The sequence below is a fragment of the Bacillus sp. HMA207 genome (assembly GCF_003402455.1).
Taxonomy (GTDB): Bacteria; Bacillota; Bacilli; order Bacillales; family Bacillaceae_G; genus Bacillus_A; species Bacillus_A cereus.
Map to the genome: position 1 here is coordinate 2,380,092 of NZ_BEZT01000001.1, position 21,522 is coordinate 2,401,613.

Here is a 21,522-nt window from a genome sequence, read left to right on the forward strand (position 1 = left end):
ATGAGAGCATTGCAGAATAAATTCCTAAACAGTAAAAGAATTTCTCTTAGTCCTCAAACTGTAAACAAATAGGGTGTCAGCACTTATTCCTAAGTTCTGTCACCCTATTATTTGTTCTTATATCTATCTGTTATACAGTTGCACGTGTCCCCCTATACAAAACTGCTATTGCCGCGACTATAAGGATCACACCCATAAAAGCAGGTGCAGCATGACCAAGCGATACATAGATTTGCCCTCCAATAATAGGACCAATCATTCTTGCTAAAGCTTGAATAGATTGGCTTCCACCTTGAATCCTTCCTTGTTCACTAGAACTAACAGACTTTGAAAGCATCCCGTTGAATGAAGGCCCGAAAATTGAATCACCAAAGCCGAACATTAACATTCCGACGATAAGTAGTGGATACACCGAAAACAAAGCTGATGCTGCAATAAAACTGTAGCCTATAATCTCCGAAACCATCCCAAGAATTGCTATTTGTTTATCACTAAGCTTGATTAAAAGCTTTGGCATGATAAAACTTTGTGAAACAATGTCTTGAAAGCCCAAAATTGAAAACATAAGTCCGATTAATGCAGGTTTCCAACTGAAAGTATCCATTGTAAATTGTGTAAAAATTGCTTGTAAAGATCCGTTAGGTATCCAAAGTAAAAACGCCGAGACAAGTAACCATTTTAAATTTTTCATGGAAAGTATGTTTGCTAGCTGTGCAAAAGGATTCAACCTTACAAAAGTAATCTCTTTCAATCTATTATTTTTGTCAAGGCTCTCTGGCATATATTTGATCCCATATACAACATTTATTAACGTTATGATTGCACCAAAATACATAGGTACAGTATCACCAAACTTGGCAAGTACCCCCCCCAATGGTTGGGCCAATGATAGTTCCCGCACCTACAACTGCACTCACCCATCCAAAGTATTTCGTTCTCTGCTCTTTTGGAATAATGTCTGCAAAATATGCGAAGATAGTACTTATGCTCCCACCTGTTATACCTTCTATTATGCGTCCAGCAAATAGTACCCATAAAGCTCCTCCTATTCCCAAAACTAAGTACCCAATTGCAGAACCAAATAAGCATATTAAAAGTAATGGACGACGGCCATACTTATCGCTTAAAGCTCCGAGTACTGGTGCAGTTAAAAACACGCAGGCCGCATATACGGAAGTTAGTAGTGTAACAACCAATGCTTGTTCTTCCAGATTACTTGTATATGGCTGTACTAAGAATGGGACTACAGGCATGATGATACTGAAACCTATACCACAAAGAAATACAGAAATAAGTCCGAATAGTAAAGCATGTTTATCTATGCTTTTTTCAGTTCCCCTTTCATTTTTTAATCTAAATATAGACATTTAACTTCTCTCCTAAAAAAATTGTTGCTTTGTCAACAAAATAATAACTCTATTTTGTTGATTAGTCAACAAAAATAAAATAATAAAAAAGCAGCCTATTCTCATTAGAGTAAGGCTGCCCGTAAAAGCCCGATTGGTGAGGGCTGATAATCAGTGGAGATGAAGCCCCCCCACTGATTAAAGTTTCACTTTATTATTAAAATATATTACGATTTAATATGTATACCTTGTTTCTTTATTTCCGCATCCAAATGTCTACTATACTTTTCCACAAAGCTAATTATACTGTTGAATTCTTCTTCAGTTACTTGTTCAAATACAGCTTTATCTCGCTCTTGAAACTCTTTGTGCAGATTTTCATGGATTTTATAAATTTCTTTCCCTTGTTCGGTAAGCCTAAAATAAATTTCTTTCTTATTTTCTGACTTTTGGTAGCTTTCAACAAGGCCTTTTTGTATGAGCTTCTTAGTCATTCTACTTATAGCACCGCGAGTCACATAAAAAGCCTCTGCGAGTTGTGTCACGTTAGAATCTGCATTGTTTTCAATATATTCAATGCAGTGGACTTCAGAAGACTTAAAACCTTTAAGACCCTCTTCCATCTTATCTTTATTAAGCCAAACCAGCTTATTATATAATTCCCTGAAACCGTTCATGACCTGTTCTTCTTTATTCATGCCCTACCCTCCTCACCGCTCATTAGCACATTAAAACTATTATATTAAATTTCTGCTTACGTTTCGACAATATTGAAATAATTATTATAACATTAAAGATATGTGTAAAAATAGGCGCTTAAATAAAATAATTTTTAAACAGCAAATTTTGCAAGTTTATTTCTACTTACAGTAAACGGTAGACAAAAAGTAAGAGCTAAGATCATTTCTCTTAGCTCTTCTTTCATAAAACTATTTCACTTCATTAGCGACAAAAAAGTGCTCACATACACTTGATATGCGCTGTAAGTCCACGTTCCCACCAGATATAACAGCCACTACTTTTTTCCCTTTTATATAACTATCAACTTTTCCTGCAAGAAGTGCAGCAGTTGCTAATGCACCTGCACCTTCTACAACAGCTTTCCCACGTTGTAATAAATCTTTCATCGCTACTTCCAGCTCTTTTTCTGATACAGTTACAATATCATCTACTAATTCTTTTACAATTTCAAATGTTAATTCACCTGGTATTTTAACTGCGCAACCATCTGCAATAGTAGGCGCCTCATAGTGTTCTACGATTGCTCCTTTATCGTAAGATGCCTTCATTCCATGAACATTATCTGCTTGGACACCAATTATATTAATGGATGGATTAAAAGATTTCAATGCTACAGAAATACCAGAAATAATTCCGCCTCCACCGATTGGTACAATGACAGTATCAACATCCCACATATCATCCAGAATGTCTAATCCAATTGTACCTTGCCCAGCCATTACCTCTACATCATCATATGGATGTAAGTATGTCTCACCTGTTTCCCTTATAATTTCTTCACATTTTGCCTTTGCATCATCAAAGGTTTCACCATGTAAAATCACTTCAGATCCATATCCTTTAGTTGCTTCCACTTTCGCCTGAGGTGCAGAAATTGGCATAACAATTTTACTCTTAATACCAAGTAAATGCGCTGATAATGCAACTCCTTGCGCATGATTACCTGCTGAACATGCAATTACACCTTTTTCTTTTTCTTGATCCGTGAGCCGCGACATTTTATTAAATGCGCCACGGAATTTAAAAGAACCCGTTAACTGCATATTTTCTAATTTCAAATGAATTTCTCCGCCCGTTTTACTAGTCAAGTAAAAAGATTTTACTAATGGCGTTTTACGAGCATTTCTATCTAGAATCTTGTGAGCTTTTTTAATATCGTCTATATGTAATGGGAGTTTTCTAGTTATCATACTTACACCTCTTCCAATGTTCTATTCCTAAGTTTTCGTAAGTCGTAGCTCCTTTATACGAAAAGAAAAAGTCTTTATATATGTACCCCACTCTGAAATAAACACATTTGCAAACAATTTAACATCCTCTTCATATCACGTTCTTTATAATGATTCAGGCATGCAATTTGGATCCAGTTATTCTTTTGTAAATACGCTGATTCATAATGGACAATATATCCTTGTAAAGCTAACGCATCACCTACCGTTTTAGAAGACTGACCTTCGCTTATTTGAATTGTAAATATAATTTTCGCGGCATGTTCTTTAGGTGAAACAAGCTTTAACCCCATATCAGTAATAACTTCTTCAATATACTCGTATGTCTCTTTAATTTTTACAAATACCTTTTCATCTTCAAATCTCTTCAACGCTTCTTGCAATGCATAAATTAAATTCCATGATTGTGAGTATGGAATACTTTCATTTTCTTCATACATGCCAATGTCCATATAGGCCGGCACAGCCTCGTTTATTTTTACAATGTGGTTATGAAAAACGAAAGAAATTCCTGTATATGATTTAATCGCTTTACCGCTAACACCACTTGCAAAATACACATCCTTCAAGTCTAATGGTATTGCTCCAATTGAGCTTATGCAATCTACACACAGTTTCATTTGATTCTCGTTACAAAGAGTATTTAGCTCGTTTAAATCGTTTAACATTCCAGTAGATGTTTCATGATGAACAAACCAAATCCATTCATAATTTCCAGTTGTCATAATTTCTTCTAATTCGGTATAAATAAATGGATCTCCCATTTCCTTTTTATAAGTATCAAAATGTAACCGTGCTCGTTTTGCATGTCCAACTAATCTATTACCAAATTCCCCATTTGTTAATACTAGTCCTTTCCCTTTTAAAGAACGTAACTGTAAAGCAATCGCATCATTTGCTAACGTCCCTGTTCCTAACATAAGCTGTACATGTTTTGCTTTTGTCATGTGAAGTAACCGTTTTTTCACATTGTCCATCATCACTTGAAATGACTTAGAGCGATGGGAAATAGGTCGCGTAGAAAATGCCTTTCGAACGTTCTCTTCAATATCTACTGGACCAGGTAAAAACGTATATTCTTTCGTCATAATCCCCCCAACACTCGACTCTTCAAACATAGCAGGGGTAACATACATTGGCTGGAAGGCTGCTTCTTCTGTACCAACTAACGTATGGAAAAATTTGAATCCCATTTGCTCATATAAAGCTAGTTCACGTGTTGTTGCAGAAATGAGTGCTAATTCATATCCATTTAGAAGCAAATAACGATGTAGAAAACGAATTAATCCTAACAACGCTCTTCCATTTCTATATTCACGTTCTACTGAAAGTAAACGAATTTCATACACTTTTTCTCCATGCTCTTGCAAATAAATATCTAAATTTGAAATTTTATAATCTAACGAGAATGGTCGTTTTCCCCGCACTGCGACCATACCTACTAATCTATCCTCATCTAAACAAATTAAATATGTATTTTCTTTATGAAACCGATCTATACGAAACCGTTCTTTCGTTTCTTCATGTTGTGGTATCTCTTCTACAAAAGTTTTATAATTCAATTTATGTATACTTTCAAATTCCCAATCTTGATCAGCAACTTTATAAATTAACCCCATGCCTTATCTCCTTTATCTATTTAATAAAAAATGATAAGTGGAGATTATCCCCACTTATTAAACACTCATTTTATTCTCGATTTACATATAGAATAAGTACAATAATTATTCCACTTAATATAGTGGTAACAATAGAATAAGAATAAAGAATCATACAAATTGGTAAACAAGCAATCGTAATTAGTCCTGGCTTCGTAAACCCTTTAAATATTAAATAAAATACAATAAAAATGCCTAAGAGGGTAAGCGCTATCAAATAATCAAATGCGATTAGTCCTCCTATAAATGTTGAAATACCTTTACCGCCCTTGCCTTTAAATAAAACTGGATAAATATGTCCAATAATAACGGCCAATAATGTTAACATTACGAATGTAGGATCTTCAAAAAGATATTTTGCTACAGCAACAACGATTGCCCCTTTAATTGCATCACCTAAAAATGTAGCGATGAAATACCCTTTTCCATATACGCGCCCCATATTTCTTGCGCCAGGATTTCCGCTTCCTTCATCCCTAATATCAACGTTATGTCTCAATTTTGTTACTATATAAGCGGTCAATATGTTTCCAATTAAATAAGAAGCCACCAAATATAAAAACTGCATACTATTAATCATGTAATCATTCACTTTCTACATGGGAATACATATACAATATTCAATTACTACGTATATTGTACGTTTTTAACATACATCCCTTTATACATTTTAACATCATATTTTTACAAATCATACAAAAATTCTCATACCTATTTTTAAAAATATATATCCCTCATTAAATAATATGTTCCTTTCACTGCCATTTCTGCTTGTGATACGAATGTAATTTCTTTCATACTTTCTTCACAGCATTTCTTAAATACAGCAAATATTTCAGGAACTAAACGCAATATACTGCCACTTGCTGCAATTGGCGTTGAGTGCTTAAAGTTCAACTTGTTATAAACATTTACTGTAATCCTTGCTAATTCCTTTCCAGCTTGCATCATAATTTCATGCGCATCATCATTGCCATCTCTCGCTTCCTGAATAACTAATGGGGCGATTGCTGCAATTTTATCTTTAGAAGAAGTATATACTAAGCTTTTTATATGAGACGGTGTCAAAAGTTGAAACTGCCTTTGAATATTCAAACTCAATGGACAAAGACTGATTCCTTGATCGAACTGAATTGCCATTTTCTTTAAAGCTTGTAATGCAATCCAATATCCGCTCCCCTCATCTCCTAAAATATGTCCCCATCCACCGCTATACTGATATACTTCTCCTTTCATTCCTATACAAATTGCACCTGTACCACCTATAGTTAATATTCCATCCTTACCTTTTAAAGCAGCTGCATGTGCGATCATTGCATCATTAAAAATTTCAATTTTTGTTCCGTATTTCTTTTTTAAATGTAATGTTAATTCATTTGTATTCGCTCCGCTTATACCAGCTAATCCTAAACAAACACAAACGCAATGCCCATTTATTAAACTCTTCTGGCATTGATTAATTGCTTCCATAATATGCACAAGAGCTTCTTCAAAATCTATTAATATGTTTCCAAAACCACTGGTAGCTCTTACAAGTTCATTTCCGTCTTTATCAAATGCAATTGCCTCGGTCTTCGTTCCCCCGCCATCTACTCCAATCATATACTTCATATGTTCGCCTCATTTTCATCTGCGTATAGAGGGAATGTTATATTCCCTAAAATTACGGAATTCTTAGCACCTGTTGCGCTCGGCACATTACTCGGATTACGATGATACGTTTCGTTTGCTAAAATAGCAAATGCAATTGCTTCTTTCGCTGCTGAAGAATGACCAATATCTTCTTGTATACATATGCTACATTTCTCTTCTCTTAATCCATTCCGTAACATTTCAACAAGTGTATTATTATAACTTCCACCACCACCTAAAATCACCTCATCAATTTCATAATACGGCAAAATAAACGCCTTATAATGATGAACAATTGAACATGCTGTAAACATCGTGACAGTTGCCAATATATTTTCTTTACTATGCTTTTTAAATCGATTCAATAATTCAGTCACAAACGCTTCTCCAAACTGTTCTCTACCTGTTGTTTTTGGTGGTTTCATGTTCAAAAATGGATGGTTCATACAGTATGTTAAAATTTCATCTACAACTACCCCCTGCTTTGCAATCCAACCATTTTGATCATATGGTACATGAAATAATCTTTGACATACTTCATCGATTACCATGTTGCCTGGTCCAGTATCGAAAGCAATAACACTCTCTTTACTTCGTTTACTTGGAACCACTGTAACATTACCAATCCCACCAATATTTTGTAGTAGTCTATTTTTAGTTTGATGCCGATATAAAATAATCTCTGAATATGGTACAAGTGGTGCACCTTGTCCCCCTGCCGCCATGTCCATCGTTCGGAAATTCGAGATAACCGTCGTGTTCGTTTCATATGCTATTACTGCTGGTTCCCCAATTTGCAATGTTGAAGAAATAATATTCTCTTCTTGCTTTGGCTGATGATAAATCGTTTGTCCGTGAGAGCCTATTAAATCTAATTGTCTCAAAGGAAAATTGGCCTCTTTACAAACTTCCTTTACAGCATTGGCGAAGCATAAACCAAGTTTAAAATTTAAACTACATATAAGTTGGACATTCGAAGTTTCAATTGATAACGCTTGTTGGATCTCATTTTTCATATCATTACAAAATAGAACAGTAGTAAAATGGATGAGTTCGATTTTAGAATCTACACCACTTCCTTCTATATGAACGAGCGCTACATCTATTCCATCTAATGAAGTACCAGACATTATCCCTGCAATATACATAACGTGCATGACCTCCTATTTACTAAAAAACAATCATGTAAGTAACGAACGTACAACCAATCGAAAACAATATAAATCTAAAAAACAACTGAGCTTTCGATGCAAACGATCCATCAATGAAAGAAACAACTACCGTAAGCAAAACGCTTGCCGCAATACTTGTAACAAGCCAGATACTATGCATTTGTGATAGATTTAGCATGCCTAATAAAGGGACAAAAAGTAAATTTGCACAAATCACTCCAAATAATAATAAAAATACGCCTTTATAACTAAATTTTATATTCATTCTATTTCCCCCTTTCTAGTTTTAATGTGAAAGAAGTGATAGACAAAAAGTCTATCACTCAAAATAACAGCGTGCAGATTAAGGATTAACAGATTCCCCGTCACCATTTTTTTCAATTTCAAGCATATTTTTGTCGTACATTTTAAAGAATGGTAAATAAATAAGGAACGATATTGCTATATTTATAAAAACTAATACAATCGCACGCCAATCTCCACCTGTTGCTAAATATGCACCAATTGGAGCAGGTAGTGTCCATGGCGGCATAATATGCGTTGGTGTTACAAATCCCATCGCAGTTGCTGAATATGCAACAGTTGCTGTTACAAGTGGTGTAATGATAAATGGGATAATTAAAATTGGATTTAGTACAATCGGTAATCCGAATATGACTGGTTCATTAATATTAAAAATACCCGGAACAATACAAGTTCTTGATAATGCTTTCGAATATTTCGATCGACCAAATACAATCATAGCTAATACAAGCCCTAACGTCGCACCAGAACCGCCAATCCATATAAACCATTGATATAACGGCTCTGGTGAAATAAATGGCAACTGATCTGCTCCACTAGCAACTGCTTCACCATTTTTCCCTAGGTATACTTCCCATAATGGCCGAGCAACAGTTCCAACAACCGACACACCATGGATTCCGAATGACCAAAAAAACGTAATTAAAAACACTGGAATCATTACACCGAAGTAACTATCCCCAGCTTTTACTAATGGTGCTGCTAATTTATCAACAACATGGTGTAAATCAATGCTAAAAACGACAGTTACTAGACTCATTATAATAATAACGAATGCTGCAGGTATAAGTGCTTCAAATGAACGCGATACAGATGGCGGTACTTGTTCTGGCATTTTAATCATTACATTTTTCTTCTTACAAAACCTTAAAATCTCTACGGATAAAATAGAAACAATCATCGTCACAAATAATCCATGACCTCCGAGATTTGTCATCGGAAGCATGAATCCTTTTTTATCAATTAACTCAGGCGTTAATGTTAAAAGTAGTGAACATACCGCAAGCTGTGCTCCTGATAAAGCATCTAATTTATAACTTTTCGCTAAATTATATCCTATTCCAAATGCTATATATAAGGACATAATAAACATAGTTAAACGATATGGTATCAATATACTTGTTTGATTCTTTAATGCCCAAACCGATATGAAACTATCTTTCGGCAGTGGTGGAAATGCTACTATTAAAAAAAAGCTTCCTACTATAATAAATGGTAACGCCGAAATAACTCCATCACGGATTGCTTGTAGATGCCTCTGCTCAGAAAGCCTTGCCATCGGGCCAGATAAGTTTTTATCAAGAAACGTGACAAACTTATTCATAACGCTTCCTCCTAACTAATTAATTCATTTACAGTTTTTAATAAAGTCGGGCCTCCAAGTGGCGTGTATGCTTGCGGTGGAATGATGCCACACGGAATAGATTCCTCCTCTGCAAATTTTTTTACAGAGTCAAATCGGTGTCTTATTTGAGGTGCAACCATTACGACATCCCAGCCATTCTTTACTTCTTCCTCTACCTCATTCGTTCCAATTGCATGCACTTCCATGTTCACACCATTTTTCTCCGCTTCTTTTTTTAAAGCGTTTACAACAATTGCACTGGACATTCCTCCAGAACAGACGAACAAAACTTTCATTTATTAATCCTCCTATACTTATAATTTATTACCCTTCAAATGAAAGGAAGTTTCACTTTACTAACAAGCATATGAAGTAGTAAATGAATTTAGTTATAATGAAAGTAAATTTCATTAAAAATATTTTTCCTATTAAATTAATGTTTCAATATGCAATTTTCTCTATTGCAAAGTCAACCTCGCCTCCTATATTATTTTAAATAATCATATGATAGGGAGGCGTATAAATGATCGTTAAACGTTTATTAATGATATGTTGTATCGTCATCTTGTTCATCCCTTTCTCTTTCATTCCCCCTCACTCTACTTATGCTGAAGTAAATACTGCATACAAAAAACATGAATTACGTGCTGTATGGATTGCATCTGTTCTGAATATTGATTGGCCCTCAAAAACTGGCTTACCCATTGAAAAACAGAAACAAGAATTTATAAGATTATTAGACGATGTAAAAAGCACTGGTATGAATGCAGTTGTTGTACAAATTAAACCAACCGCTGATGCTTTCTATCCTTCAAATTACGGTCCTTGGTCTGAATACATTACAGGAACACAAGGAAAAGATCCTGGTTATGACCCGCTTGCATTTATGATTGAAGAAACTCATAAAAGAAATATAGAATTCCACGCTTGGATTAACCCATACCGAATAACGATGAATCACACCGATATAAATCGATTATCAAATAATCACCCTGCAAGGCAACATCCCAATTGGGTTGTCCCTTATGGCGGAAAGTTATATTACAATCCCGGTATTCCAGAAGTGAAAAAATTTATAACAGAAGGTGCTTTAGAAATCGTGCAAAATTACGATATTGATGCGCTGCATATGGATGATTATTTTTATCCATATAAAGTAGCCGGTGAAGAATTTCCAGATCAGAAAACGTACGAAACATATAATAACGGTAGATTTACAAATATAGAAGATTGGCGACGTAACAATGTAAATGAACTTGTAAAAGATTTAAATACTGCTATAAAACAAGAAAAATCATATGTAAAGTTTGGCATTAGTCCGTTCGGCGTATGGAGAAATATAGCTGACGATCCGACTGGCTCTAACACAACCGCAGGCCAAAGAAACTATGATGACCTTTATGCTGACACACGTGAGTGGATACAAAAAGGATATATTGACTACATTACACCGCAAATATATTGGAATATAGGTTTCACCCCAGCTGCATATGACATATTAGTAGATTGGTGGGTTAAAGAAACAAATAACAAACCGATTCACCTATACATCGGTCAAGCGGCCTATAAAATTAATAATAACTCCGTCCCTGCTTGGTCTGATCCAGAAGAATATCCAAGACAAATTGCATTAAACCGGCTATATCCTGAAATAAAAGGTAGTATGCATTTTAGCTTAAAAGATATTAATAACAATCCACTTGGAGCTAAAGATAGACTCTCAAAAGACATATATAAATATCCTGCATTAATTCCGCCTATGCCTTGGCTTGATCATGATCCACCAAAACAACCGACTTTAAAAGGTGCCATTCCAAGAGATGAAGGTATTGCAATCGGTATCATTGACAATAGAGATAATGATTCTACTTATTACGCTATTTACCGCGCGAATGGGAAAAATGAAGTGGATATACAAAATCCGAAAAATTTACTTACTACTGTAAGAAAAACAAAACTTGGAGAAATTTATGTAGATAAAACCGTTATTTCTGGAGAAACGTATACGTATGTCGTAACTGCAGTTGATCGATTGCATAATGAAAGTGTGGCTTCTAGTCATACTACCGTTAGTGCAAAATAAAATCTCATAACAAAAAGCGCCTTAAAGCTGTGATACTTAGCTTTCAAGGCGCTTTTTGTTATTTATTCTTAAACTTCTCAGTCGCTGCTCTCATCTTCACATTTAAATCGTGATCAATTGAGTCGCGAATATCTCGCTCTACTACTTCCATTTCTTTTTGGAAATTTTCCAAGTAGATTTTCAGTTCTTCTTCCTTCTCTGGTCTTTGTGAAGGTGGTAATTGTACTACCAACGATAACATGGCCGTTAAATCTTTCATTAAGAACGTTTCAAGTTTATGTTGTTGTTCAAACATGCGTTGCTCTTGATAGTACGGAAGTGCATTCAATACTGAAATTGTAATATCATCAACCGTTCTTTGTAATGAAGGATTTATTGAGCGTTTATACGCTTGAATTGTATTTAATGCGTCTGGATAACGGTCATAAAAATACAATTTGTAAAATGATAAGTCTGTCGGTTTTACAGTTTGCTGTGTTTCTTGTCTTAAGAAATCTTTCACTTTCATCGCAGCTACATCAATATCTTCATTCGTAAGCTTTTTCGTAGTTTTTGCCATTACATGCACTTTTTTCTGCTTTTCTTTCGGTAACATCGAGAAGACTTGTTCTCTCGTACGTTGACCTGATGCACAAAATAGAGTATTTAATGTATTTTGTTCTTTCTTTCCTTCAGTGCGAATCCAGCGATAAAACAGTGGATGTTGTGTAAATTCTTGTAGAAACGGTATTGATTTGTTTGATAACTTGTCTAAAGAATCTTGCGCTCTTTTATATGGCTTCGTCCATGAAAAATACAGCTTCCGTCCGAAATATACGACTAAAACAACGACAGTAAATGCTATTAAAAGCAATGTACCGAGTAGTAATAATACTGTTTGAATGAAACTCATTTGTTCACCTCCTCTAATAATACGTTATTTCCTTGGACGCTGAATGAGTTTCTGCTTCATCTCATCATTAAATGTGTCTAGTTCAATAACGAACTTCTTACTTGACTCGATAATACGTTCTGACGATTTTTCAGATGCTTCAATTGCAGCGAACACATTTTGAAATGATTCACGTAATTTATCCATGCTAATAGCAGGGTTTTCAAGCAATTTTGTCGTTTCTTCTGTATTTTGTTTTAACGCTTGAGAATTACTTAATACCATCGATTCAATTGCTTCATTTGTCGCATTCACTGCATCGATTGTTTTCCGTTGATTTGTTAACGCTAACTGAATAGCAGCTGAAACCGTTACAACGTTTTGCGTCATCGTAATTGCATTACGAATTGCCTCTGTTAACTTTTCATTATTTTTCTTAATAATGTCTACAGATGCGATAGATTGTAATAAAACACTTTTCGCTTGCTGCATATTACGTGTACGTACAAGTATCTTTTCTAACGCATCGTTAATTAATGGAATATCTCTTTGACGCTCTGGGTTTTGTTTCTCAGCTTCAAGCATGCCAGCAAGCTTTTTCCCTAAGTATACTTGTTTATCAAGCGCATGAATTTTATCGTGCGATTGTTCTTTAAGCATTTCAAGACCCACTGTATCCTCTTGTAAGTTATCACGGCCAATTAGAAGGGATCTAATGATTTCCTCGATTTGTTTATCTATAGATTGGTATTTATGCACGTATGTTTCAAGTGGATTTTTCTTGAATACTTTAAACATTATTTTCTTCATACCACTTGCTTTAAGTGAATTGGGATCAAGCTCTGATACCACTTTTCGTAATTCTAACAATGTATTTGGAATTTCTTCATTTTTCCCATTCATCATCGCTGTTACAGGACGTTTTAATGCTGACAACGTTTGTCCTGCTGCTTGTTGCTCTTTATCTCCTAAATCTCCTAGCTGAGACAATACTTTTGATAAATCTGTATTTTGCTCGCTATTTAACTTTTGTACATAAAGATCAGCTTCTTTATTCAGTTCCTCTAATTCTGCATCTTTTATAACTGTATCAACCACTACTTCTACATTATTATCTTTCACGATCGATACAGGTTCTTTTTTCTCGAGTTCAGTCAACAAAATCGCTCCTTTATTTATATGTGCGAATTTATATGCACTATATTTCATCTATTATATCGTATTTCATATACATTCTGATTGCTTGAAATCGATTTTTTTAGAAATGCCTGTTTATGCAGTCATTCCCTGTTTCTTACTATAAGTATACCTGTAAACAACATAATTTTCCTCAGACTTAAGACCTAGAGAACGACATGCTGAAGGCGGATTCTTCGTATGTTACGTATATAAATTATGTTCTTCTATCCTTCTGTACTCAATCTTTTGACATACACCCTTTTTCAATGTGATAATTATATTGCGCCCACTCCTATTTCTTCTTGCGCGCTACGAATGCTCCATTTTGAAATGCCAATAACACCGTTTCAAACATTTCATCTTCTTCTATCATTTTTTTAAACTCGGCTAATTCATTTGCATGAGAGGTTGCGTTATCAACAACAAGAAAACCCTTTGGTTGTAAAATGCGTTTTATATGCTCAAGCCACCACATGTATTGCGTACGCTCTGAATCTAGGAAAATAAAATCAAATGAATGATCTAATTGCGCATCTAAAAATGCCCCTGCTTCTTGATTATGAACATCAATCCTTTGTAAAAGGTTTGCCTTTTCAAAATTGACAAGTGCCTCTCCAACTCGTTCTGAAGAAAGCTCTACAGTTGTTACATTTCCATTTGTTTCTTCTACCGCATTAGCTAACCACAATGTAGAATAACCATTAGAAGTTCCGATTTCTAAAATGTTTTTTGCGCTACACCCTTTTACTAAAATTGATAAAAATTGCCCCATCTCACGAGTAATATTCCGTAATTTTTCTTCCCTTGTTTTTTTATTTCGATCATGCTCTTCTCCATATTGTTCAAGTTGAAATAATAATGAATCTAACGTATCCATTTTTTCCATCGCCTTTCCAAAGCAATATGATGAAAAAGCTCTTGCTGCCCGTCTACTTTCATTATATGCGAAACAAAAACCTTTTTCCTGTTATATGACAAAGATTTGAATTTTTTTATAGCATATTGTTTCGTTTTTTGGTAAAGTTAATTTCTACGTGCAATTATTCCATTCATATTATTTCATATTAAAATTGCAGTTATTAAATTATATAAACCCCATTTAAATGAATCGGTATTTCAAATTCAATTAAGCGCCCTTTTCGGACGCATTTTCTTTGTTTATATATTTCCAGAAGAAAGGATGCTTACAAATGAACGTGATTAGCTTAGATGCTGCTAGAAAACGAAAGCAGCATAAAAAATTAATGATTACTATACCGATTATTACACGTATTTATGAAGAAGACGGGGAAATTAAATTTGAGGTAGCTGGCGAAAAAGATGTACCTCTTGAAATGTTAGAAAAATAATAAAAAACGCATTTCTGAAGAAATGCGCTTTTTTATATTTTTACATTTAAATGCATAAGTTTTTCAGGGTTAACCATCATATAAATATTTGAAATTTTCTCATCCTCAAATACAAACGAAAGAACATAAGTTACTTTATTATTTATTGTAACTATAACTCCTGGTATACCATTGACCATTTTGAAATCAACAGTGTACTCTTCTGTCAATCGTTGTGCAATCCCAAAGAACAAACGTATAATTCGATCCGCAGAATAAATCGAGTTAATCGCAGTCGTAACTTTACCACCACCATCAGCTTTGAGTATAGCATCTGTTTTTAATACTTCTAACATACCTTCCGCATCCCCACACTGTAATGATGATACAAACTTTTCAACATAAGAAGCCATTTTCTCCGTGCTTAATTTTGATTGCTTCGGTTTCTCCAACATGCTTTTTCGAGCACGTTGAAAGATCTTCCTGCAGTTTACACTACTCTTATCAACAATTGAAGCTATTTCTTCGTATTCATAACTGAAAACTTCTCTTAATATGAAAACAATCCTTTCTACCTCAGATAATTGTTGTAAAAGTAATAAATATGCGGTGGAAAGGGATTCTTTCATTATAAATGACTTTGATGGCTCATCACTCTCTTCTACAATTGGCTCTGGCAACCACATCCCTACATACACGTTACGTTTATGCGCTGCCGATCGTAATTTATCAATTGAACGATTTGTCGCCATCTTACATAAATATGCTTTCATATTTTCTATAGATTGAGGATCTTCTATATTATTTAGCGAGATAAATACATCCTGAACGATATCCTCAGCATCCATAACACTCCCAAGGATTCTGTATGCTAACGAAAATAATAATGGTTGATACGCTTCATATAACTGCTCCGTTTCCATGATGAACTGCCTCACTTTCATATTGCTTTAAAATGTATAACGCTGCACGCTTCCCGCTTGCTACCGCAGCATCAGCTAATACTTCATCATGCCCTACCCAATCTCCTGCAACATAAACACCTGGCATTTCAGGTATATTAGGGCCCGCTTTTTCAACACGGTCAATATGAGGAAAATCATGTACTACTGTTATTTTCGGTAAATATTGCTGTGCAACAACTTCTCTTTTCCAATTTGGATGTAACAACTCCATCGTACTTTCCAACTGTTCTTTATCATCACGAATATGATTCATCTCGAGTACAGGATTATAGTACTTAATTAGACTCACTACAATTGATCCATCTTCACTTAATTTAGCTGCTCTCGATTGATTTGTGAAAAATATAGGTTGATCTAATCCTAATACAAATTGATGTGTAGGATTGGGTAATTGTCTCAAGCCAATATCTAATGCAGCAACAGTAACCGGTACAGATTGTTCACTCCATCTATGCAAACTTGTTCCTTCTGCACCTTTTATTATTTTACAAGCTTCTTTCGGCGGAGTCGTCACGATGACTGCGCCTACTTCAAAAACCTCATCATCAACACAATGTATTCTTTGTTTACCTTCGGAATGCTCAATTTCCACAACATGCTTTTTAGCCAAAAACTGCACCCCGATATCATTCGCTATAGCTCTTAATTTTGTTATTATCGTCTCCCAACCACCATCTACATAAAGCACTCCCTCTTTTATAGAAAGCTGTATTTGCTTTAGTACAGATGATGCTAATTGTATTGTAGGAGCAAACGTATATGTTGTTGTTCGGCATAGCGCATAAAATATATTGCGAACCATTGGATCTTTTATTTCATTTTCTGCCCATGTAGTTAGACTCATTTTCGGAACTTCTCCTACATCTAAATTTCCTAAACGAATCATAAGACGTGAGAATTGTACTTTTGCAGACCAAGAAAGTAGTGGTGTTGATAAAATTGAGTAAAAATCTGTTGGGATAGTGAATATATCCCCTTTCCATATTCCATGTGCTTTTGTAGATGGTATTCCACCTGGAAGAGTCATACCAAGCTCATTAAAAGTTATAAACGCTGCCCCGCCTCTATATAAAGCATGTGCACCAAGATTCATGCAGATTCCATTTTTATTTGTAGTCATCCCTCGGCCACCGAATTGACTGGACTTTTCTAATACAATCACTTTCCTTCCAGCTTTCGCTAAATATATAGATGCTGTTAATCCAGCAAGCCCACCGCCAACAATTGCTATATCAAATGTATTCATAATAAAATCCCTCCTTAATCGTTCTACATACAAGACGAACGATTAAGGAGGGATGTGACATAAAAATAAATTTTTATTATCCTACTTTATTTCATTACTTTTTAATTCGATCATATTGCATACGAAATAACTCAATTGCAAATGGAATATCCTCTTCACTCTTTAAATAATAACTGATCCATCCTGATTCAGGTAATACGTGATGTGGTTTTACCAAGCCTTGCTTCACTAATTCATCTCGCTTTAACTTCGGAAATGGTAAATCAGCTAATTTATCACCATGAAGATGGCCAAGTTCTTTCTTGCCATAATTTATTTCAATACCACCAAATCGATGCGGTTTTTCAGAAACACCCGCCCAGCTGAGTACTTCATTTCTAATCATTTCACTAAATGACATGAACATTCACTCCTTATAAATGATTGATGTAATTTTAAATTAACATTTTCATTACTTTTTTCCATCAATCCAAAGTATGAATGGGAATACGAATATAGTTTGGTCTTAACACCTTATTCTTTATGGAATAAGTGAATTTATTAAGCTACCGACAACAGCACAAAACAAAGACTAGACACATATCCTAATTTTGTAACCTAACTTACCTATAGAAAGGCGGGTAATACAATTGACTGCCAACATCGACTATACCTCCCCCTCAACCAATTTTACTTATGATGTAAATAAAAGTAATTTTTTTCGGAAAGATGCCCAAAATTATATAAATGTACTTGGTATTAAACAATTAAATACTTTAGAAAATACTTCTTTATTAGATATTTATTTAAGTACAGGAAATGTTGTAGAACCACATATTCATCAAAATGCAGCTGAACTTGTTTATTGTATTTCAGGGTCTGCTGTTGTTTCTTTACTTAATCCATTTACGAATCAAATATTAAACTTACCGATAAAACCCGGGCAAGTTGCCAACATTCCACAAGCGTGGTGGCATTATGAAATTGCTACAGCAAATAATACTCATTTATTAGCTATTTTCAATGCTCCAACTCCAGAAGTTATTTTCGGTTCTGACATTTTAAGGTTAACTCCAGCTCATATGATGGCCCATACTTACTGCCTCAATGAACAACAATGGAAACAAGCGGTTTCCCCTATCCAATCAACTACTGTAATTGGTCCTCCGTCAAACTGCAATCAAAACCGTGAAATGAAAAATTATCCAACCCAGCCCCTCGCTCAACAACATAATCCGCATCACCAAGATTCTTATTACTTCCCTCTTTACTGGGGCTATTAATTTGTAAATTTTCAAAAGAATCATCATTTATCTCCTAGGAAAATACCAAGGAGATTTTTTTATTGTATCTTCTCTTCCTATTAAAAATAGTAACAATTGATAGTGGACATACATATAATATTTATATATTAAATTGGAGGTGATAGTACTATGAGTAATTATAACTATCGAAAAAACTACTCTTATAATAAAAATAGTAGTTCTTCAGCATCCTCTCAATCTTCCAATTCTCAATCTTCCAATTCCCAATCGCAAAGAGACTTAGCGGAGCAAGGCTATGTAAAGAAAAAAGGATGTAACTGTAATAAAAATAAATAGTTTATCTTATGGATGAATTCTTTTTTAAAAGAATTCATCTTTTTTTACTGATCGGAAATTTTTAAAGTTACATAACTTATTACTTAAATGAGAAAGGGTAAATTATACTTTTTTATACGAACTTAACAAAGAGTAATTGTTCAATTAATTTATTACTTATTTTCCTAAAAAATATAGTCCTTCCTAAATTTATTAGGAAGGACTATATACAAACCCCTGTTTAATTTCCTACTAAACATTGTAACAAATTAAACGATATTAATACCTGCACTTACAAATCCAGCAACTGCAGCTATTGGACTTGCTGCTGTTAATGAAACATATAACAGTATTTTATCCCCAGCTGCTACTGGAATAGCTTCAGGTATGATTCCTGATGCTGTAGAACCAATCGCTATTGCGGCAAATGCTGGTGTTAATAATAGAGGTGCACCTTGTACTGTAAACGTATTGCTTGCTGCAGGTGCAGTTAATATTTGTATTTGCACTTGAACAGGTGATATTGGAGCTAATGCAGCTGTCGCACTAAAGAAACCTGCTAATGACGTGATAGTTCCTGCACGTGGTGCTACAAATGCATAATCACCTACACCTAATGCTAATGTGATACTAGTTCCACCTGTTAATGCTACACCAGGCTGACTAAATCCAAATCCAAGAAGAGTTCCTGTATTAGCTACTAACGCGTTAACTAACGCAGATGGTGTTGTACCTGAAGCAAATGGAATAATAGCTCCGCCACCAGTTGCACCTGTTGCTCCTGTTAAACCTGTTGCACCAGTTAAACCTGTTGCCCCCGTTGGACCTGTTGCTCCTGTTGGACCTGTTGGACCTGTTGGACCTGTTGCTCCTGTTAGGCCTGTTGCTCCTGTTACTCCTGATGGACCTGTTGCTCCTGTTGATCCTGTTGGGCCTGTTGCTCCCGTTGGACCTGTTAATCCTGTTGCTCCTGTTGCTCCTGTTACTCCTGCTCCTGTTGCTCCTGTTGCTCCCGTTGCTCCTGTTGCTCCTGTTGCTCCTGTTGCTCCTGTTGCTCCTGTTGCTCCTGTTGCTCCGCCTCCTGGACCTGTTGGACCTGTTGGACCTGTTGGGCCGCCTCCTGGAGTAGCACCAATTAATTGAGTTAATAAGTTTAATAAAAGTTGTAAACTTGCAGGGTCAATAATTAAAGAGAAGAAGAATGGTGCAAGAGCACTGTAGAATTGTTGTAATAAAGAAAGTAATTGACTTAGATTTGGGTTAGGAGATTGTAGTAAATTAATAATACTTTGAATTAATTGTTTTAAGAAATTCCCTTCTGGAGAAGGTGCTAATTCATTTAGTAAGTTCAATAGTTGAGTAAACAAATTGAGTAAAGCTAATCTGTTTGCATCACTTGGATTTGCAAAAAACGCTGCAATAGCCGAAATTAAAGAGTTTAGTAAAGTAATTAATCTACCTAATTGCTCACTAGTAATCGGAACTGTTTGTGGATTGTTACAACACTCTGGAGTGAAAACAATCGGATTATTGCAGTGGTTATGACCGAAACAATTATTACTTGTCATTTATGTCCTCCTTACTTGTTTTATATTTGAGTTTTTCCTATTATAAGAATCATAAAGTTGTAAAAGAGTATGTGTTATATATTGACTTAAAATAGGAAACATGAAATATAATTAAACTTGCAAACGCTATTTAATTATGTTCATGACTCACATATTAATTATATGTTTTTAATAATTGACTGCTTAGATTAAATACCTAAACTTAAGAGTTTATTTTATTTTTCCACGTTTATCTCTTAGGTTCAAAGACACATTTTAATTTGAATACAAAAACCGAATTTACGATTTACATATATTCCGCAAGTAACAACATCATTTTTTCATATACATAAAGAACACTTCTTTACTAAAATTGGGCTCCCCTTTTAAAGGGGAAGCCGTTTCTATTATAAAAAACTCTCATACAATATAGTGGACAAGTTATTTTATACTTCGTTCTAATAAAATATTGTAAGGAGTGAAAATTAATTGCCTATCATTCAACCATTTATGGCATCTAGAAGATTTACATCTACACTAGGAGCCGGCACAGGTACAGGTGCAGCTTTTGCAATTGCTGCCACAGCTTGTTTAAACGATGCGGGTACTACTGCAACCGCTTTTCCGACTTTCACGTATTACAACTTATATGTGAACGGTATTCTTCAACCAAGCGTGAACTCCAGTGTTACTACTGGTCCTACTGGTGCTATTACAATTCCTGGTGGGGATGCATTAGACGGCGGAATTCCAATTACAATTGAATTTATCGTCACTTAATGTTACCGAATGTAATTCAGAACAAAAAAGACAGGTTCCTTTTCACATTAAGAATCTGTCTTTTTTAATTAATAATAATAAATTGTAAAATAATTGAAGAACCTTGCGATGGTGGTTGGTTATCCAATAAAGTTAGTTTACCAGTACTAACTTCATAGAATGGTTGTGGTTGCAGAATTCCATTGATAAACAAATTTACATATGAAACCTCAGTAGGTGATAGTATATTCGTTGTACCATATTGAGCTATGCCATCTGCATCTGTATATATAAGTTTCTCTCCATCTGAAAAAGTGTAATATAGCAAATTAGTTGTTGTTATAGGGCCAATCCCCCCAGTAGGACCTGTTACTCCCGTTGCTCCTGTTGCTCCCGTTACTCCCGTTATTCCTGTTATTCCTGTTGCTCCCGTTACACCCGTTGCTCCTGTTACTCCCGTTGCTCCTGTTACTCCCGTTGCTCCTGTTGCTCCTGTTGCTCCTGTTGTTCCTGTTGCTCCCGTTGTTCCTGTTGCTCCCGTTACTCCCGTTGTTCCTGT

The 21,522-nt window shown here is 35.0% G+C and carries 22 protein-coding genes and 1 pseudogene; 5 read left to right on the forward strand and 18 right to left on the reverse strand.

From position 1 onward, the window contains the following. Positions 1-130: 130 nt before the first annotated feature. The 10 genes and pseudogenes from HMAS_RS12360 to HMAS_RS12405 all read right to left on the reverse strand — a co-directional run bounded on the left by HMAS_RS12360 (position 131) and on the right by HMAS_RS12405 (position 9,722). Positions 131-1,367 (reverse strand): annotated as a pseudogene (locus tag HMAS_RS12360) (MFS transporter). A 206-nt stretch (positions 1,368-1,573) separates the two neighbouring features. After that, positions 1,574-2,044: a MarR family transcriptional regulator gene (locus tag HMAS_RS12365; RefSeq protein WP_001030904.1), complete on the reverse strand. Its 471-nt coding sequence runs from the start codon at positions 2,042-2,044 to the stop codon at positions 1,574-1,576. Positions 2,045-2,275: 231 nt separating this feature from the next. Beyond that, on the reverse strand, positions 2,276-3,277 hold the full coding sequence (gene tdcB / locus HMAS_RS12370; RefSeq protein WP_000632953.1) for a bifunctional threonine ammonia-lyase/L-serine ammonia-lyase TdcB: 1,002 nt from the start codon (positions 3,275-3,277) through the stop codon (positions 2,276-2,278). Positions 3,278-3,351: 74 nt separating this feature from the next. After that, positions 3,352-4,935, reverse strand: a complete 1,584-nt coding sequence (locus tag HMAS_RS12375) for an aminotransferase class V-fold PLP-dependent enzyme (protein WP_000523059.1) — start codon at positions 4,933-4,935, stop codon at positions 3,352-3,354. A 70-nt stretch (positions 4,936-5,005) separates the two neighbouring features. Continuing rightward, the gene (plsY, locus tag HMAS_RS12380) at positions 5,006-5,554 is read right to left on the reverse strand and encodes a glycerol-3-phosphate 1-O-acyltransferase PlsY (protein WP_000610870.1); all 549 of its coding nucleotides are present in this window, start codon (positions 5,552-5,554) and stop codon (positions 5,006-5,008) included. Between the two features lie 137 nt (positions 5,555-5,691). After that, positions 5,692-6,585, reverse strand: a complete 894-nt coding sequence (locus HMAS_RS12385) for a BadF/BadG/BcrA/BcrD ATPase family protein (protein WP_000876585.1) — start codon at positions 6,583-6,585, stop codon at positions 5,692-5,694. Then, positions 6,582-7,754 (reverse strand): anhydro-N-acetylmuramic acid kinase AnmK, encoded by a 1,173-nt coding sequence (anmK, locus tag HMAS_RS12390; RefSeq protein WP_116344857.1) that lies wholly within the window; start codon positions 7,752-7,754, stop codon positions 6,582-6,584. Before anmK ends, HMAS_RS12385 begins: the two co-directional genes overlap by 4 nt. A 22-nt stretch (positions 7,755-7,776) precedes the next feature. Next, a complete protein-coding gene (locus HMAS_RS12395) occupies positions 7,777-8,043 on the reverse strand; it encodes a hypothetical protein (RefSeq protein WP_001021963.1) in 267 nt (88 codons plus the stop codon). Positions 8,044-8,121: 78 nt separating this feature from the next. Next, the gene (locus tag HMAS_RS12400; protein WP_001032280.1) at positions 8,122-9,405 is read right to left on the reverse strand and encodes a PTS sugar transporter subunit IIC; all 1,284 of its coding nucleotides are present in this window, start codon (positions 9,403-9,405) and stop codon (positions 8,122-8,124) included. An 11-nt stretch (positions 9,406-9,416) separates the two neighbouring features. Further along, positions 9,417-9,722 carry a PTS sugar transporter subunit IIB gene (locus HMAS_RS12405; RefSeq protein ID WP_000865907.1) on the reverse strand — a complete coding sequence of 102 codons (306 nt, stop codon included), beginning with the start codon at positions 9,720-9,722 and terminating at the stop codon, positions 9,417-9,419. A 227-nt stretch (positions 9,723-9,949) separates the two neighbouring features. Between HMAS_RS12405 and HMAS_RS12410 the strand changes: the two genes are divergently transcribed. After that, positions 9,950-11,509, forward strand: coding sequence for a glycoside hydrolase family 10 protein (locus tag HMAS_RS12410; protein ID WP_000636006.1), 1,560 nt, complete (start codon positions 9,950-9,952; stop codon positions 11,507-11,509). A gap of 58 nt (positions 11,510-11,567) precedes the next feature. Here the strand turns inward: HMAS_RS12410 and HMAS_RS12415 are convergent, their stop codons facing one another. From HMAS_RS12415 to HMAS_RS12425, 3 genes are all read right to left on the reverse strand, one after another. Further along, complete coding sequence (locus HMAS_RS12415; RefSeq protein WP_000008378.1) at positions 11,568-12,401, reverse strand: DUF3974 domain-containing protein; 834 nt, start codon at positions 12,399-12,401, stop codon at positions 11,568-11,570. Positions 12,402-12,425: 24 nt separating this feature from the next. Next, complete coding sequence (locus HMAS_RS12420) at positions 12,426-13,538, reverse strand: toxic anion resistance protein (protein ID WP_000137396.1); 1,113 nt, start codon at positions 13,536-13,538, stop codon at positions 12,426-12,428. A 313-nt stretch (positions 13,539-13,851) separates the two neighbouring features. Beyond that, positions 13,852-14,445, reverse strand: a complete 594-nt coding sequence (locus HMAS_RS12425; RefSeq protein WP_002103079.1) for an O-methyltransferase — start codon at positions 14,443-14,445, stop codon at positions 13,852-13,854. Between the two features lie 304 nt (positions 14,446-14,749). Here HMAS_RS12425 and HMAS_RS27660 point away from each other — a divergent pair, with 304 nt between their 5' ends. Then, positions 14,750-14,908, forward strand: coding sequence for a hypothetical protein (locus tag HMAS_RS27660; RefSeq protein WP_001100984.1), 159 nt, complete (start codon positions 14,750-14,752; stop codon positions 14,906-14,908). A 32-nt stretch (positions 14,909-14,940) separates the two neighbouring features. Here the strand turns inward: HMAS_RS27660 and HMAS_RS12430 are convergent, their stop codons facing one another. From HMAS_RS12430 to HMAS_RS12440, 3 genes are all read right to left on the reverse strand, one after another. After that, positions 14,941-15,810, reverse strand: a complete 870-nt coding sequence (locus HMAS_RS12430; RefSeq protein WP_061113327.1) for a sigma-70 family RNA polymerase sigma factor — start codon at positions 15,808-15,810, stop codon at positions 14,941-14,943. After that, entirely contained in the window at positions 15,788-17,098 is a 1,311-nt protein-coding gene (locus HMAS_RS12435; RefSeq protein WP_061113326.1) for a phytoene desaturase family protein, read from the reverse strand. The genes HMAS_RS12430 and HMAS_RS12435 overlap by 23 nt, the downstream gene beginning before the upstream one ends. Before the next feature lie 94 nt (positions 17,099-17,192). After that, positions 17,193-17,498 (reverse strand): luciferase family protein, encoded by a 306-nt coding sequence (locus tag HMAS_RS12440; protein ID WP_000010319.1) that lies wholly within the window; start codon positions 17,496-17,498, stop codon positions 17,193-17,195. A gap of 229 nt (positions 17,499-17,727) precedes the next feature. On the opposite strand from HMAS_RS12440, the gene HMAS_RS12445 reads away from it, so the two are divergent. Further along, a complete protein-coding gene (locus HMAS_RS12445) occupies positions 17,728-18,360 on the forward strand; it encodes a cupin domain-containing protein (protein WP_000126330.1) in 633 nt (210 codons plus the stop codon). Between the two features lie 150 nt (positions 18,361-18,510). Continuing rightward, positions 18,511-18,678, forward strand: coding sequence for a hypothetical protein (locus HMAS_RS27665; protein WP_002094006.1), 168 nt, complete (start codon positions 18,511-18,513; stop codon positions 18,676-18,678). 248 nt (positions 18,679-18,926) lie between these two features. Here the strand turns inward: HMAS_RS27665 and HMAS_RS12450 are convergent, their stop codons facing one another. Continuing rightward, entirely contained in the window at positions 18,927-20,225 is a 1,299-nt protein-coding gene (locus HMAS_RS12450; protein ID WP_116344858.1) for an exosporium glycoprotein BclB-related protein, read from the reverse strand. Positions 20,226-20,693: 468 nt separating this feature from the next. On the opposite strand from HMAS_RS12450, the gene HMAS_RS12455 reads away from it, so the two are divergent. Then, the gene (locus tag HMAS_RS12455) at positions 20,694-20,984 is read left to right on the forward strand and encodes a DUF4183 domain-containing protein (RefSeq protein ID WP_001121647.1); all 291 of its coding nucleotides are present in this window, start codon (positions 20,694-20,696) and stop codon (positions 20,982-20,984) included. A 64-nt stretch (positions 20,985-21,048) separates the two neighbouring features. On the opposite strand, the gene HMAS_RS28090 is transcribed toward HMAS_RS12455, so the two are convergent. Next, a partial coding sequence (locus HMAS_RS28090) for a DUF4183 domain-containing protein (RefSeq protein ID WP_240325945.1) occupies positions 21,049-21,522 on the reverse strand: 474 nt, incomplete at its 5' end.

What these genes read in the sequence shown, in the direction of transcription:
- HMAS_RS12450 (WP_116344858.1), bottom strand. Translation starts at nt 20,225, where the DNA reads ATGACAAGTAATAATTGTTTCGGTCATAACCACTGCAATAATCCGATT.
- anmK (WP_116344857.1), bottom strand. Translation starts at nt 7,754, where the DNA reads ATGTATATTGCAGGGATAATGTCTGGTACTTCATTAGATGGAATAGAT.
- HMAS_RS12435 (WP_061113326.1), bottom strand. Translation starts at nt 17,098, where the DNA reads ATGAATACATTTGATATAGCAATTGTTGGCGGTGGGCTTGCTGGATTA.
- plsY (WP_000610870.1), bottom strand. Translation starts at nt 5,554, where the DNA reads ATGATTAATAGTATGCAGTTTTTATATTTGGTGGCTTCTTATTTAATT.
- HMAS_RS27665 (WP_002094006.1), top strand. Translation starts at nt 18,511, where the DNA reads ATGAGTAATTATAACTATCGAAAAAACTACTCTTATAATAAAAATAGT.
- HMAS_RS12395 (WP_001021963.1), bottom strand. Translation starts at nt 8,043, where the DNA reads ATGAATATAAAATTTAGTTATAAAGGCGTATTTTTATTATTATTTGGA.
- HMAS_RS12385 (WP_000876585.1), bottom strand. Translation starts at nt 6,585, where the DNA reads ATGAAGTATATGATTGGAGTAGATGGCGGGGGAACGAAGACCGAGGCA.
- HMAS_RS12425 (WP_002103079.1), bottom strand. Translation starts at nt 14,445, where the DNA reads ATGGAAAAAATGGATACGTTAGATTCATTATTATTTCAACTTGAACAA.
- HMAS_RS12365 (WP_001030904.1), bottom strand. Translation starts at nt 2,044, where the DNA reads ATGAATAAAGAAGAACAGGTCATGAACGGTTTCAGGGAATTATATAAT.
- HMAS_RS12415 (WP_000008378.1), bottom strand. Translation starts at nt 12,401, where the DNA reads ATGAGTTTCATTCAAACAGTATTATTACTACTCGGTACATTGCTTTTA.
- HMAS_RS27660 (WP_001100984.1), top strand. Translation starts at nt 14,750, where the DNA reads ATGAACGTGATTAGCTTAGATGCTGCTAGAAAACGAAAGCAGCATAAA.
- HMAS_RS12400 (WP_001032280.1), bottom strand. Translation starts at nt 9,405, where the DNA reads ATGAATAAGTTTGTCACGTTTCTTGATAAAAACTTATCTGGCCCGATG.
- tdcB (WP_000632953.1), bottom strand. Translation starts at nt 3,277, where the DNA reads ATGATAACTAGAAAACTCCCATTACATATAGACGATATTAAAAAAGCT.
- HMAS_RS12410 (WP_000636006.1), top strand. Translation starts at nt 9,950, where the DNA reads ATGATCGTTAAACGTTTATTAATGATATGTTGTATCGTCATCTTGTTC.
- HMAS_RS12430 (WP_061113327.1), bottom strand. Translation starts at nt 15,810, where the DNA reads ATGGAAACGGAGCAGTTATATGAAGCGTATCAACCATTATTATTTTCG.
- HMAS_RS12440 (WP_000010319.1), bottom strand. Translation starts at nt 17,498, where the DNA reads ATGTCATTTAGTGAAATGATTAGAAATGAAGTACTCAGCTGGGCGGGT.
- HMAS_RS12405 (WP_000865907.1), bottom strand. Translation starts at nt 9,722, where the DNA reads ATGAAAGTTTTGTTCGTCTGTTCTGGAGGAATGTCCAGTGCAATTGTT.
- HMAS_RS12375 (WP_000523059.1), bottom strand. Translation starts at nt 4,935, where the DNA reads ATGGGGTTAATTTATAAAGTTGCTGATCAAGATTGGGAATTTGAAAGT.